At 32.6% G+C, this 13698-nt stretch carries 16 protein-coding genes and 1 tRNA gene; 4 read left to right on the top strand and 13 right to left on the bottom strand.

Features of this window, described 5'->3' with window-relative positions; genetic code table 11:
• Positions 1 to 723 precede the first annotated feature (723 nt).
• Positions 724 to 975 (bottom strand): hypothetical protein, encoded by a 252-nt coding sequence (locus tag QMG60_RS00765; RefSeq protein WP_281866580.1) that lies wholly within the window; start codon positions 973 to 975, stop codon positions 724 to 726.
• Between QMG60_RS00765 and QMG60_RS00760 the strand changes: the two genes are divergently transcribed.
• Both QMG60_RS00760 and QMG60_RS00755 read left to right on the top strand, forming a co-directional pair.
• Positions 967 to 1257, top strand: a complete 291-nt coding sequence (locus QMG60_RS00760; RefSeq protein WP_281866579.1) for a hypothetical protein — start codon at positions 967 to 969, stop codon at positions 1255 to 1257. The genes QMG60_RS00765 and QMG60_RS00760 overlap by 9 nt on opposite strands.
• A gap of 25 nt (positions 1258 to 1282) precedes the next feature.
• Positions 1283 to 1753 (top strand): hypothetical protein, encoded by a 471-nt coding sequence (locus tag QMG60_RS00755; protein ID WP_281866578.1) that lies wholly within the window; start codon positions 1283 to 1285, stop codon positions 1751 to 1753.
• A 223-nt stretch (positions 1754 to 1976) separates the two neighbouring features.
• On the opposite strand, the gene QMG60_RS00750 is transcribed toward QMG60_RS00755, so the two are convergent.
• From QMG60_RS00750 to QMG60_RS00715, 8 genes are all read right to left on the bottom strand, one after another.
• Positions 1977 to 2816: a DUF4249 domain-containing protein gene (locus QMG60_RS00750; RefSeq protein WP_281866577.1), complete on the bottom strand. Its 840-nt coding sequence runs from the start codon at positions 2814 to 2816 to the stop codon at positions 1977 to 1979.
• A gap of 4 nt (positions 2817 to 2820) precedes the next feature.
• Complete coding sequence (locus QMG60_RS00745) at positions 2821 to 5397, bottom strand: carboxypeptidase-like regulatory domain-containing protein (protein WP_281866576.1); 2577 nt, start codon at positions 5395 to 5397, stop codon at positions 2821 to 2823.
• 145 nt (positions 5398 to 5542) lie between these two features.
• Positions 5543 to 6382 (bottom strand): FecR family protein, encoded by an 840-nt coding sequence (locus QMG60_RS00740; protein ID WP_281866575.1) that lies wholly within the window; start codon positions 6380 to 6382, stop codon positions 5543 to 5545.
• 11 nt (positions 6383 to 6393) lie between these two features.
• On the bottom strand, positions 6394 to 6603 hold the full coding sequence (locus tag QMG60_RS00735; RefSeq protein WP_057117728.1) for a hypothetical protein: 210 nt from the start codon (positions 6601 to 6603) through the stop codon (positions 6394 to 6396).
• Between the two features lie 46 nt (positions 6604 to 6649).
• Positions 6650 to 7174 carry a sigma-70 family RNA polymerase sigma factor gene (locus QMG60_RS00730; protein ID WP_281866574.1) on the bottom strand — a complete coding sequence of 175 codons (525 nt, stop codon included), beginning with the start codon at positions 7172 to 7174 and terminating at the stop codon, positions 6650 to 6652.
• Positions 7175 to 7386: 212 nt separating this feature from the next.
• Complete coding sequence (locus QMG60_RS00725; protein WP_057117730.1) at positions 7387 to 7644, bottom strand: hypothetical protein; 258 nt, start codon at positions 7642 to 7644, stop codon at positions 7387 to 7389.
• Between the two features lie 72 nt (positions 7645 to 7716).
• Positions 7717 to 8127: an ACT domain-containing protein gene (locus QMG60_RS00720; protein ID WP_281866573.1), complete on the bottom strand. Its 411-nt coding sequence runs from the start codon at positions 8125 to 8127 to the stop codon at positions 7717 to 7719.
• Between the two features lie 75 nt (positions 8128 to 8202).
• A tRNA-Met gene (locus QMG60_RS00715) sits at positions 8203 to 8276 on the bottom strand.
• Between the two features lie 150 nt (positions 8277 to 8426).
• Between QMG60_RS00715 and QMG60_RS00710 the strand changes: the two genes are divergently transcribed.
• Together QMG60_RS00710 and QMG60_RS00705 are read left to right on the top strand one after the other, a co-directional pair.
• Positions 8427 to 8819, top strand: a complete 393-nt coding sequence (locus tag QMG60_RS00710) for an START-like domain-containing protein (RefSeq protein ID WP_281866572.1) — start codon at positions 8427 to 8429, stop codon at positions 8817 to 8819.
• Between the two features lie 54 nt (positions 8820 to 8873).
• The gene (locus tag QMG60_RS00705; protein ID WP_281866571.1) at positions 8874 to 9713 is read left to right on the top strand and encodes an aminotransferase class IV; all 840 of its coding nucleotides are present in this window, start codon (positions 8874 to 8876) and stop codon (positions 9711 to 9713) included.
• On the opposite strand, the gene QMG60_RS00700 is transcribed toward QMG60_RS00705, so the two are convergent.
• From QMG60_RS00700 to QMG60_RS00685, 4 genes are all read right to left on the bottom strand, one after another.
• Positions 9710 to 10270, bottom strand: coding sequence for a YqgE/AlgH family protein (locus QMG60_RS00700; protein ID WP_057117838.1), 561 nt, complete (start codon positions 10268 to 10270; stop codon positions 9710 to 9712). The genes QMG60_RS00705 and QMG60_RS00700 overlap by 4 nt on opposite strands.
• A 128-nt stretch (positions 10271 to 10398) precedes the next feature.
• Complete coding sequence (locus QMG60_RS00695; RefSeq protein ID WP_008464760.1) at positions 10399 to 10671, bottom strand: HU family DNA-binding protein; 273 nt, start codon at positions 10669 to 10671, stop codon at positions 10399 to 10401.
• Between the two features lie 180 nt (positions 10672 to 10851).
• Positions 10852 to 11799: a methionyl-tRNA formyltransferase gene (gene fmt, locus QMG60_RS00690; RefSeq protein ID WP_057117734.1), complete on the bottom strand. Its 948-nt coding sequence runs from the start codon at positions 11797 to 11799 to the stop codon at positions 10852 to 10854.
• Positions 11799 to 13694 (bottom strand): ATP-dependent DNA helicase RecQ, encoded by a 1896-nt coding sequence (locus tag QMG60_RS00685; protein WP_281866570.1) that lies wholly within the window; start codon positions 13692 to 13694, stop codon positions 11799 to 11801. The genes fmt and QMG60_RS00685 overlap by 1 nt, the downstream gene beginning before the upstream one ends.
• Positions 13695 to 13698: the final 4 nt, after the last annotated feature.

Here is a 13698-nt window from a genome sequence, read left to right as displayed (position 1 = left end):
AGTAAAATTCTAAAATTAAATTTCTTATTGCCCAAGTATAAATACCTGAATTTTTAGAAATGATACGCTTTAGCCGCCAGATTCTAATATTGCAATTTAGCAAAATTGATTGCAAAATATTCCAACAATAAAATAATAAGTTTTGAAATTTTTAGTTAAATTCCCTCCTTTTTTTTCTCAAGAGCGGGATGAAAGTTTTCAATTGCACCAGAAATCAAGATGCTTTAGGTTTCTCGCTGATGAAAGATGACTAATCTGCCAGGAGGCATTACTTTCAAAATGGCTCCATGGGGAAATGCCTTCATCTATTTTAGACGCTAATTAGCCACGAAAGCGGTAATGCGCATAAATTGACATGCAGGCAACCGCATATTGTTTGGCAAGTTTTTTATTTCCTTTTACTACAATAAAATTTTCATCATTTTCTTGGCTTGCGCCTTTTGTAAAATTATGTGAACCAGTAATGATAATTCCTCAAAACAAGCTGAGACCATATTAAGAAGCGGCGATGCAGATTTTATATTCGTTGGAAGAGAATTGCTTAGGAATTCTTACTTTGCTCTTAACGTAGCAAAAGATTTACATTGTCCAGTCGAAATTCCAAAAGAATATGCATTTGGGTTTAAGTAGAATTACTGTAATTGAGTTTCTATAAGCAGAATTACTTTTAGTTTGGTGTTATTCCATTCTTAAAATAGTCAAAAAAAATAAGAATAGAAATTATCAAATTTCAAGTCTGTTAGGATAGAATGATATGGTAACGGTTCCTGAAACATCGGAATAATCCCTGTGAATAAATGCATTCATAAGGCCTTCTCTTAATGCTGATTTAGGGAAAGCAGAATCTTCACGATGCCAGCGATTTTCATTAAATTTACTCGCAGAAGCGAGATTGACATCAAAAAATAGAATTATATCTTCAATATTTTTAAAAAGATTTCCTTCGAAAAATTTATAGATGAGAATATGCCTCATATCAAAGACGACGATTCTATCGAAGACGAGTTTGAAAAATTCTGGCAGGATCAAAAAGTTTTAGCTTTAGCAAAATTATGTGAGGAAGAGCATTTAGATAAATTACAATTCAAAGCTTTAATTGATGCTTATGTTTACAGTGGAAGAGAACCCATAAAAGATGAAGTTTTTCAATGTTTGGATAATAGGCCAAGTATTTTGCAAGCACGTGCAATTGGCGATCGAATTATTTCTAAAATGAAGGAGTTTGTTGAAGTTTTTGTTAAGGGGATGACTGCTTAAATTAAATTAGTAAAATAAATAAAATATGAAGTTTTTAGTTATTTCGGGTGCACCGCAGACAGGAAAAACCACAGCAATCAATAAAATTGCAGAATGGCTAACCATTGGTCTTACAACAGATATTGATGGAATTAAATTTCCGTCTTTTCTTCCTAATCCAAAAGGTAAATATGAAGATTTTTCTATTGTCATTAATCGACATGGTAAAAAAATAATTATTCATTCCGCAACAGATAATAAACCGTGGATGGACAAGCTGATAAAAAAAATAAAAGAAAATCCCGATACAGATGTTGTTATAACTTCATGTAGAGATATTTACTGGGAAAGAGACTATTTTACAGATAATGTTAGGCCTTTTGCCAGTTTCTTTTTAGAATCGCCTTTAGCTAAAATTACTCGTAAAAATGAATTTTTACACGCTGATAATCTTTATAAGTATAATTTATTTCTTATGCATCAACATATCTTGACAAATAATCCGTATAATTTGTAGAACATAATATTTAAGTGGATAATTAAAAAAACTTCAATTTTTTTTTGGAGTTTTTTTACCTCATTTCCTAATCTTAGGCTTCTCCATTAAAACACCAAAAGTTGCTTATTTTGGCGAAAAACTAAAATTGAACTTTGTGTATCAGTTTGATATAAAAGATTGGAAAACACAAAAGCCCTAAACATTCTCGTTTAAGGCTTTTGTATTTTTATGGATAACCATTTTACTTCACCAAATAATCAACTTGATCAGCTTCGCAAAGTCTAAAATAACCCATTGCATAATTATTGGCATTGTTGGTATTGATTATATTCCCGCGAATGTTTCCAGGAGGAACAGAAAACGGATTTGAATTTGAAGCTTCTAAAATTAATTTCATGTAATTGAAAAAGTTTTTAGAAACACCCCTGTGTGTAATTTTTACCGTATTTCCTGACTTCATATCTTCATCGGAAAACCTTGTACTGATTTCATTTCCATTATAAAATTCATCGTTTGTGATTTCGTATTCTGGAAAAATTAAAAACTCACTTTGATAATCGGTTAAATAAAAATTCACTTGATCTGCTGGATCAGTATAATAAAAAGTTAGTTCGATCACATCTTCTCCGCCAAAATCTGGAACAATGGCTTGTTCTACTTTAGTAATTGGCGTTACAGAAGTTAGTTTTTCAGTTGCTGTAAAACTTTGTCCTTCGGCTTCAACAAATAATTTATAATCCATATCGATTACTGGAACAAAATTATTGCATTTATAAACCCCCGCTTCAGATTCAGTAAAAGTAAAAACGTCACCATTACTATTTTCAACACGCACTTGAGCTCCCGAAACTTTTGGTGTTGTATCGTTGTAATAAGGAGCCGTTTTACTGATTTTTATAGTTTGCTCGTTTCCGGCAGTTCCTTTTTTCCAGATAATTTCAGCATCAATTACCAATCTTGTTTCGCCAGTTTCCAAATCAAGGTTTACAACATCTTCACAAGAAGTAAAAGACAAAGCCAGGAAAAGTGTTAGTAATGCCAGCGCTTTGTTCATTGTACTATATTTTTTTAATCTGTTCATCGCATTAAAATTTAAAATTATAAGAAATTCCAGGTACAATTCCGAAGATCGAAAGTCTTCTGGTTTCATTTGCTCCTGTATCGTCATTAGTTGTAAAACTCATAGAAGCAGCATTTTTTCTGTTGTAAATATTATAAAGGCTGAATACCCAATAGCTTTGCCATCCTTTCTTTTTGTCTGGTTTTGGAGTGTAAGTTGCGGCAACATCCAAGTGGTGGAAAAGAGGTAATCTGTTTTCGTTTCTTAAAGAATAATTAGGAACATTGATGCCGCCAAATTCATAATATCCATTGGCATACGTAACCGGCTGACCCGACTGTAAAGTGAAATTTCCATTAAAAGACCATTTCGGATTCAGTTCGTAACTTCCTACAACACTTAAATTATGAAGTTTGTCATATCCAGATAAATACCAATCGCCATTTGCAATTCCTGGTTCTTCAGGCGTTCTTCCAACGGTTTTTTGTTCTGCTCTAGATAAAGTATAAGAAACCCATCCTGTGAAATTACCAGCGTTTTTTCTAAATAACAATTCCAGTCCGTAAGATCTGGCTTTACCGTTCAGGATTACTTGTTCAATATTATTGTTGGCCAAAACATCGGCTCCATCAATATAATCGATACGGTTTTGAACTTTTTTATAGAATAATTCTCCTTCAAAAGAATAATCACCGTCTTTAAAATTTTGGAAATAACCCATGGCGTATTGGTCCAAAAGCTGAGGTTTAGTAAAAGGGCCGCTTGGAGTCCAGATGCTCATAGGCAGGGGAGACTGTGTGTTTGATAAAATATGAATGTACTGCGCCATTCTATTATAACTTGCCTTTACAGAAGTTTCATCATTAAAAGCATAAGACAAAGCAGCTCTTGGTTCAAAATTATTAAAGGTGCTTATGGCTTGTCCTTTTTTGTAATTTATTGTTCCCGTTGGAGTTCCTTCCTCATAAATTTTATAAAGCGGATTAAATACTACAGCCTGACCATTTTCATAAGTACTGATTTCTTCGCCGCCTAAACGATAAAATGAACTGTAACGAAGTCCGTAACGGAAATTCAGTTTTTCTGTAATTTGATTTTCAAAATCGATATAAGCAGAAGTTTCTAATGCATATTTTTTATCCAGCTGTTTGTAATTGAACTGAGAATCTGAACTTGTTGGCTGTACAACTCCCGGATTGAAGTTATAGTACAAACCATCAATTCCGTAATTGATTTTGAATTTTTCTGATGTTTGGTAATTCCAAGCATATTTTAGTCCGTAACTGCTGATGCTGCTTTCCCATTCGAAATTTTCTGTAGAAAGTCCTAAGTTGAATTTATAGTCACTATAAAAACCAGAAAGATTACTGTTTAAACGATCAGAAAATTTATGTTTCCAGCTTAAAATACCCATTGTACTTCCGTAAGTACTCGAAAAACGTTCGTTGATATCGAATAAATCATTTCCTAAATAACTAGAAAAAGAAAGCGTATTATTAGGATTAAAACGGTAATTGAATTTAGCATTCAAATCATAAAACATGGCAGAGTTTTTATTATCTGCCAGTTTCATGAACAAATGCGCATACGAAGCACGCCCGGAAAGGATGAACGAACTTTTCTCTTTTTGTATTGGCCCTTGAACCAAAAGTCGGCTGGAAATAATTCCGATTCCTCCGTTAACTTTATAATTTTCAAAATCGCCGGTTTGCTGTGTAACGTCTAAAACAGAAGAAACACGTCCTCCAAATTTTGATGGAATTCCGCCTTTATATAAATCTAAACCATTAACAATGTCAGCATTAAAAATCGAGAAGAATCCAAACATATGCGAATCAGCATAAACAGGAGCACCGTCTAAAAGAATCAAATTCTGATCGGCTGCACCACCGCGGACATTAAAACCAGAAGAAGCTTCTCCGGCATTCGTAACTCCAGGTAAAGTTAAGATCGATTTTAAAGGGTCTGGTTCGCCCATTGCCACAGGAATTTTTTTAATTTCCTGCATCGAAAGTCTGTTCACACTCATTTGAGTGGTTTTAACATCAACAGCTTTATTATTCATTACAATTACTTCACCTAATTGCTGACTGTCTGATTCTATATTGAAATTTAGGGTAGTATCATCATTAATATTTATCTGTCTTTCCTTATTCTGAAAACCAACATAACTAATCGAAACGGTGTAAGCTCCATTCGGAACTTCGATGCTGTATTTTCCATTGATATCCGTTACAGTGCCGGTCTGTAATTCTGTGATATAAACGTTGGCGCCAATAACAGGTTGTTTTTCATCATCAAGAATCTGACCTTTTAGCCTGCTTTTTTTTTTGGTCGTCGTTTTAGGACTTTGAGCTTTCTGTTTCACAAAAATATTATTGCCTGCTATAGAAAATTGTAAAGAGGCAGTTTTATTTAATTCTGAAATAAGTTTTTCAATAGTAGTCTGCTTAAAAGTATTTTTTTGAGTAAAATATTTTTTCCCAGTATCGATTTGATCTGTAAAAGCAAATTTATAATCGGTTTGATTTTCAATTTGCTTGAAGAATTCTTTTAAAGTGACATTTTGATCTACAGTTATCGTAACGCTTTGAGCGGACATACATAAGCTGAATAAAAAAAAGCATGCTGAAATTATATGCTTCATGAAATTTTGTATTTTTGAATATTATTAAATGGATTAACTTCGTGTTATCCTGATTAAGAGGAGGATGTGTAGTTTCGCGGCTTACATCCTTTTTTGTTTATTATTGAAAAGTAATCTGTTTTAGATCTTCATTTATTTCAAAATTTAGGTTATACATTTCTGCTATTAATTGTACAATTGTATTTAAATCTTCTTTTTTGTTGATTCGAATGGTAATTTTTTGAGTAGAATATTCTTGAGGGATATTTACTTTGTAACCATAATTTTCTTCGACATAAGTTCCTAAAGCGCTTAATTTAGCATTGTCAAAATCTATAAAACGGCTGAAGACGGTAACTGCCGCAGTTTGATTTCCGTAAATAAATTTCTCGCCAGGTTTTAATATCCATTTTTGTTCTTGACCGTTTACGTTCATCTGGACACTTCCTTCATACAATTCAACCGTTACTTCTTTTTGATTCGATTCTTTCACTATAAAAGAAGTTCCTAAAACCGTTGTTGTAGTCTCATTACAAAAAACCTGAAAAGGATGCTGTTTGTCTTTTTTAACTTTAAAATAAGCTTCACCATCAATTTCAATTTTTCTGTTTAAAGCAAAATTGTCTCCATAAGAAATTTTAGAATTTGGACTTAATTCTACTTTTGAATTATCCGGCAGGACTACATATTTTATTTTCTGAGTAGTATTCTCAATTACATTTCCTGCCAGAACAGCTGTTTCTGTTACAGAATTATTGTTAAAATAAATTCCAGTTCCGATAAGAACAAAAAGTAAAACAGATGCCGCTGCATAATAGCGCCAAAGTTTAATTTTTCGTTTTTTAGGAAAAGCTTTTGCTTGGAATTCTTCCCAAGAAGCTTCTTTTGTGCTTTCTGAATGAGAAGCTGGAGTTTCATTCCATAACTTTTTAAACTCTTCGTCTAAATTTTCCTTTTCCATTTTTTTCGGTGTTAGAGTTTCTGGCAATAAAATCCTTGTTTATTAAAAACACCATAAACCATTTCCTTAATGTCTCTGTTGGTTTCGATTCTTAGAATTCTCTCGCGATTTTTGAAATCAAAATATATAATACAATCGGAAATAATGAACTGCAAAAGCACCACAATTAAACTGGCATCTTTTTTAGTTCTAACATTTGTTTTATACGCTTCAATGTGCATTTTTTGTTCTTGTTTTTATATATAACAAACGAGAACAGAAAAGTTCCTAATGGTTTTCGATTTTTTTTCGAATAAATTTACTGGCGAGATAAATATGATTGGCAATGGTCTTTTCAGAAAGATCCGTGATTGCTGCAATCTCCTTATAGCTAAGGTTTTCCAGTTTGTGTAAAGTAAATATTTTTTGTTGCTGTTCTGGAAGCTGATTAATGAAGCTTTGTAGTTTTTCTTGTCTTTCTTCGAAAATTCCTAAATCAGAATCTTGTTCTTCCAAGATATCAGCTTGAAAAGTGTCAAGCTGAACTATTTTATTTTCTCTGTTAATGTGATTGAGAATAATGTTTTTGCAGATAGTGTACAATTGCTTGTCCAATAGAACATCTTCGTTAAGTAATTCTCTTTTATTGTAGAGTCGTAAAAAACTTTCTTGAACAAAGTCCTCGGGCGTAAGGACTGTCAGATTAAAACGCTTGGCAATATTTATCAGTTTATCGTAGTAAGTGAAGTAAACCTCTTTAAAAGCGGCTTCATTCCCTTTTTTCAAACTAAGAATAAACTTTTTATTGTCCATAACGAAAATATCGCGACTTGTTTAACTAATAACAACTCATTGGTCTTACTATTATTGCATTCAAAAAACACGAATTTGATATCAAGAATGTAATAAGTTACAAAGAACCGTAATTTAATTTTATATTTTGACGCTGTTATTGGAAAATGTTACAGTAAATCGAGTTCTTTTTTATTTCTAATAAAAAGTATTGGCAGCAAGTTATTGATTGCTTATTTCTCACCATCAATATCTTCGACAGCAGAAATTTGGTCCAGTATATTGGTCTGGTTAGGCGAAATGTAGTTTTTTACTTCAGCGGGAGTTTCTTTCTTAAACAGAAGATCCAATGCATTGTAAAGTTTTAATAAAACATCTTTGTCTTCTTTTGCAATATCTAAGGCAGTATTAAAATTAAAAACATAATTATTCGAATTGCGTACTTCTACTTTGATTGTTTTAGATGTGATCTTAAATTTTACTATGTCCATATGTTATAAAATTACCTCTGCAAAATAACTATTTTAATGGCAGTTTTTATGGTTATTTTTTTGATTTTTTAATTACAAAGAATTTTTATTTTCTTGTTTTAATTTTAGCAATACTTCCATTGCTTTTAGAGCGTCATTTTTATCAATAAATATATGGTCGTGTAAATAGGCAGCAACTACATTGCAGCTAATATTGGCATTTCCTAGTGCCTGAGAAAATGCAGCGGTCAAACCTACAGCAGCTAAAGAAGAATGAACTTCTAAAGTAATCCAAGAAGCGATGTAGGAGAAAGTAAGATTAAGCTCTTCTGCAAAACGCTTTTCTAGGACAACAGTAATTCCTTCTTTCTCTTTAAATAGAAACAAAATTTTTGAAAAGGCGATATGGTCTATAGAATCTACTTTTGTAAAAACATATTCTCCTGCATTAAGAACAGGATTAAGATTCTCTAGAATAGTGTTTAAATTTATTTCGCCTTCCATAAAATTAAGACTCTTTTTTTTATAAAATAATAAAAAACCCTTAAACATTTCTGTTTAAGGGTTTTACCTTTTTTGTAGCGAGGACGGGAGTTGAACCCGTGACCTCAGGGTTATGAATCCTGCGCTCTAACCAACTGAGCTACCTCGCCTGGACTGCTATCATGAATTCCTGATTGCGGGTGCAAAGATAGAAATAATATTAAAGCGTACAAGAATATTTTGAAGAAAAAAAAATATTTTTAAAAACGCATTGTTTTTGGACATATATTCTTATATTTCGAAAAAATTAAAAGTAGCACATGGATTCAAAAATACGTTACGAAATCGAGTTTCCGATCAATTCTTCGCCGCAATTATTGTATCAATATATATCAACTCCGTCAGGTTTATCAGAATGGTTTGCTGACAATGTTAATTCAAGAGGTGAATTTTTTACTTTCATCTGGAATGATTCGCAGGAAAAAGCACGCTTGGCTTCAAAAAAAACAGGAGAAAAAGTTAAGTTTAAATGGGTAGATGAGAGCAGTAAGGATACTGAATACTTTTTTGAACTTCATATTTTAGTCGATGAATTGACTAAAGATGTATCGCTTATGGTGGTCGATTTTGCTGATAGAGAAGAAATCGGCGAAGCTAAACAATTGTGGGAGAATCAAATCTCAGATCTAAAACATCTTATAGGATCTGTTTAGTAAAAGTCTATTTTATACCTTATATTTGCCCTGAACAAAATTCAGGGTTTTTTTATGATTAATTTTAACGGAAATATAGCGCAGGAAGATAGTAACATATTAACTCAAAACCGCGCTTTTCTATACGGTGACGGCATTTTTGAAACAGTAAAAATAATCAATGGAAAAATCTTGTTTCTTGAAGATCATTATTTTAGATTAATGGCTTCTATGCGCGTGGTTAGAATGATGATTCCAATGAATTTTACAATGGAATATTTCGAAGAGCAAATCCTTAATTTAGTAAAAGAGCAAGGTATTTCCTCTTCGGCTAGAGCAAGAATAACTGTTTTTAGAAATGACGGAGGTTTATATCTTCCTAAAACCAATGAAATTTCTTTTTTAATCAAAGCAGCGCCACTTGAAAACACTTCCTACGCAGTTAATACAAACGAATATGAAGTAGATTTATATAAAGATTTCTATTTAACGAAACAATTATTATCGTCTCTTAAAACGACTAATAAGATGATTCATATTACAGGAAGTATTTATGCCCACGAAAATGATCTTGCTAATTGCCTTTTGCTAAATGACAGTAAAAATGTGGTAGAAGCACTTCAAGGGAATATTTTTATGGTAACAGGAAAAAAACTAATAACGCCTCCAGTTTCAGAAGGTGCTTTAAACGGAATAATGCGTAAACAAATTTTGGCATTAGCCAAGAAAGTAGAAGGCATAGAAGTTTCTGAGGAAATAATTTCACCGTTTGATCTTCAAAAAGCAGATGAATTATTCCTGACAAATGTAATCATGGGAATACAGCCGATAACCAAATATCGAAAAAAGGAGTTTAAAACTAATCTGGCTCATTTATTAGTGCAGAAATTAAATGAATCCATTTCTGAAAATTAATTCAGATATGGATTTTCCGGTGCATTAGACCAAATAAGGTAGTCGCCTCCAAGTTCAATAATCTGCTCTTTCCAAAAATGAGTAGTAGATTTACCGATAATTTTATTCTTGTAATTATTATCAGCAATAATCCAAGAGTTTCCCTGCATCTCATTTTCGAGCTGATTTTCGTCCCAGCCGGTATAGCCTAAGAAAAAACGAATATTATTTTTACTAATAGATCCGTCATTTATTAAGTCTTTGGTTGACTCAAAATCACCTCCCCAATAAATTCCATTAGAAATCTCAACACTGTTTGGGATTAATTCTGGAATATTATGAATGAAATAAAGGTTGTCTTGCTCTACAGGGCCTCCGTTATATATCTTGAAGTTGGCTTCAATTTCAGGTATTAAATCATTAATAGTATATTTTAATGGTTTATTAATGATAAAACCTATTGATCCTTCTTTGTTATGGTCTGCTAATAAAATTACCGATCTGTTAAATGATAAATCTCCAATTATTGAAGGCTCGGCAATAAGCAGGTGTCCTTTTTTTAATTTTTCTGAAATCATACGGTTACAATTTTTATTAAATTTAATCATAAAAAAATTAAAATCACAAAAAAAATCGTTAAACCGCATAAAAAAACCTTCCACAAGGAAGGTTTTAATTATATTATAAGTTTAGAGAACTTTCTTACTTAGTTCACTGCACCTTCTAATTCAGCACCAGCTTTGAATTTTACAACATTTTTAGCTGCGATCTTGATAGTTTTTCCTGTTTGAGGGTTTCTACCGTCTCTAGCAGCTCTTGAAGATACTGACCATGATCCAAAACCTACTAATGAAACTCTTCCACCTTTTTTCAAAGTAGTTCCTACATTACCTAAAAAAGACTCTAAAGCTAATTTCGCCGCAGCTTTTGTGATTCCTGCATCAGCAGCGATAGCATCGATTAATTCTGATTTGTTCATAATAATTAGTTATTAATTGTTGGTTAAAAAAAATTGTTAATACACAAATTTAGTAGGAAATCCGTTGCGTGCAAGTGTTTTCTTTAATTTTAGCAAAAATTGTTGATAACTTGCTTTTTTTGTTCATAAAGAGTGTTGTTTATCGATCAAAAACAGGTGCAAACCCCTGTTTTACTGACCTTAATACACTTTTGCAACATCTGAAAAACTGACTCCATTTAATATTTCTGAAGCAAGCATTCTCTTTTTTCCTGGAAATTGTAGACTTAATAACTGAATAAAGCCATCTTTTATTGCAATCTTGATTTCTTTTTTAGTACTAATTAATTTTCCAACCTCGTAAGAATGGGCTTCCGAAATCAATTTTGCCTCATATATTTTAATGTTCAGTTCTTCATTTTGGTCTTTTAAAAAACACCAAGAAGCAGGATACGGGCTCAAGCCTCGAATTAGATTATTGATTTCTGCTCCAGATTTTGTCCAATCTATTTTGCAGTTTTCTTTATTCAATTTATAAGCAGTTTTGATTTCTGCATTATCTTCTTGAATAGTAGTAGTTACATTTCCGTTTTCAATAACTTTCAAAGTATCAATTACGGTAGAACTTCCTAAATGCATTAATCTATCGTGTAATTGTCCTGCATTTTCTTCTGGTTCAATTGCGATTTCAGAATTTAAAATCATGGCGCCAGTATCAATTTTGTCATCAATAAAGAAAGTTGTAACACCAGTTTTAGTTTCTCCATTAATAATCGCCCAGTTAATAGGAGCAGCACCACGATAATTTGGAAGTAAGGAAGCGTGAAGATTAAATGTTCCTAAGCTTGGCATTTCCCAAACTACTTTTGGCAGCATTCTAAACGCAACTACAATTTGTAAATTGGCATTTAAAGCTTTCAATTCTGCTAAGAAATTTTCGTCTTTTAAATTAGTTGGCTGTAATAAGTTCAAATTGTTGGCAAGCGCATATTCTTTTACAGCCGAATATTTTATTTTTTGTCCGCGTCCTGCTGGTTTATCTGCAGCTGTTATTACGCCGACAACATCATAGTTGTTTTTTATAATGGTATCCAAAATGCCTACAGCAAATTCTGGAGTTCCCATAAATATAATTCTCAATTTCTCCATTATGATTTTAAAGTGTATTTATTATTCGCTTGTATGATAATATGATTGTTTTCGAGTAATTCCTGAAGAGCCGAAATAATGTCTTTGGTGTCCATTTTTATTTGGTTTTCAATTTCTCTCGAAGTCAAAGAAGCAGTTTTTAGTAAAGATAGAATCTTATCAGCAATCGAATCGGCTTCTGTTATTTTTCCTTTTTGGGTAATGCAGTACGAACAAATACCGCAGTTTTCATTCGTTTCTTCACCAAAATAATCCAAAACCAATCTGTTTTTACAGGTTTTAGTGTCTTTTATATAATGCAAAACAGACAAAAGCTGTTCTTTTTTAACTTGATTTTGTTTTTCTAAATATTTCGAAACTCTATTTATAGTATGATCGTCTTCGCGGACTTCATTAAATAATATAGTAGCGTCGTTGTTTTTAGACTTGTATTCTATAATTTCTTTTTCTTTTAATTTTTCTAAAAGTGCTGTAACCTGCTCTTCAGAACGATTCGATTTTTTAGCAATCAATCCCAGATTCAGATTTGATTTTACCTCATATACTCCTGGATAAGTTCGCAAAATTGCCAATATAATTTCCTCGTCATTAGGATTCAAACTCATGTATCGAATAACTTCTTTGGATTCAATCAAAAACTGAATGTTGATTTTTTCCGAGAATTCCTGAGACATGGTAATAATTCCCTGCTGATTCAAAAATTGTAATGCATTGTATGTTTTAAGGGTAGGGAAGTCGTACTTGTTGCAAAAATGATTCAGTTTAAACGAAAAAGAATCATCTAAACCTTCTCCGTAAGCAATTTGAAAATAGTTGCAAAGTTTGACATACATTGTTTTCAGAAACTTCTTGTCGGGAAGGATACTTAAAAACTGCTGCTCCGTTTGTGTTGCATCAGAATTATTGTGGAGTAAAACCGAAAAAGCTTTTTCGCCATTTCGTCCCGCTCTTCCAGATTCTTGGTAATAATTTTCTAAATTTTCTGGAAGCTGGGTATGTATAACGGTTTTAACATTGTCTTTGTCAATTCCCATTCCAAAAGCATTTGTAGCCACGATAACCTGTGCTTGCTCAGACATCCACAACTGCATGTTTTTGTCTTTTTCTTTAGACGAAAGTCCGCCGTGATAATACGTCGCCGTAAATCCTAAAGATTGCAATTGCGAAGAAATGTTCAAACAAGACTTGCGGTTTCGGACATATATTATAGAAGGCTGCGGATTTTTTTTAAGAATTTGTTCCGTGCGGTATAATTTATCTTCGACTTCAAAAACCATGTAAGCAATGTTTTTTCGCTCAAAAGATTGTTGAAAATGTCTCGGATTTTTTAATTCTAACTGCGTTCTAATGTCTTCAATAACCCTAGGAGTTGCTGTCGCCGTTAAAGCTAAAAAAGGAATCTTCGGAAAGAATTTCTTCAATTCCGAGATTTTAAGATAGGCGGGTCTAAAATCATGTCCCCATTGCGAAACACAATGTGCCTCGTCAATAGCGATTAAATTTATAGGAAGATTTTTAATTCGCTCCAAAATCCAATCCGATTGTAAACGCTCTGGCGAAAGATAAAGGAATTTATAATTACCAAACTGGCAGTTGTCCAAAAGATCTATGATTTCTTCAGTATGAATACCTCCTGTAAGAGCAATTGCTTTAATTTCTCGCTTATGCAAATTCATTACCTGATCTTTCATCAAGGCAATAAGAGGAGAAATTACCAAGCAGATTCCTTCCTGCATCATCGCGGGCACCTGAAAACAAATCGATTTTCCGCCCCCGGTCGGAAGCACAGCAAAAGTATCCTGTCCTTCAAGAACAGAATCGATAATTTCTTTTTGCAACGGTCTAAAACTGTCGTGTTTCCAGTATTTTAGAAGAATATCCTGTGCTCCGAGCATTGCT

It is taken from the genome of Flavobacterium sp. GSB-24, from assembly GCF_027924665.1.
Classification (GTDB): domain Bacteria; phylum Bacteroidota; class Bacteroidia; order Flavobacteriales; family Flavobacteriaceae; genus Flavobacterium.
The sequence above is the reverse complement of the archived record's forward strand: the minus strand, read 5'-3'. Positions and strand labels throughout refer to the sequence as shown.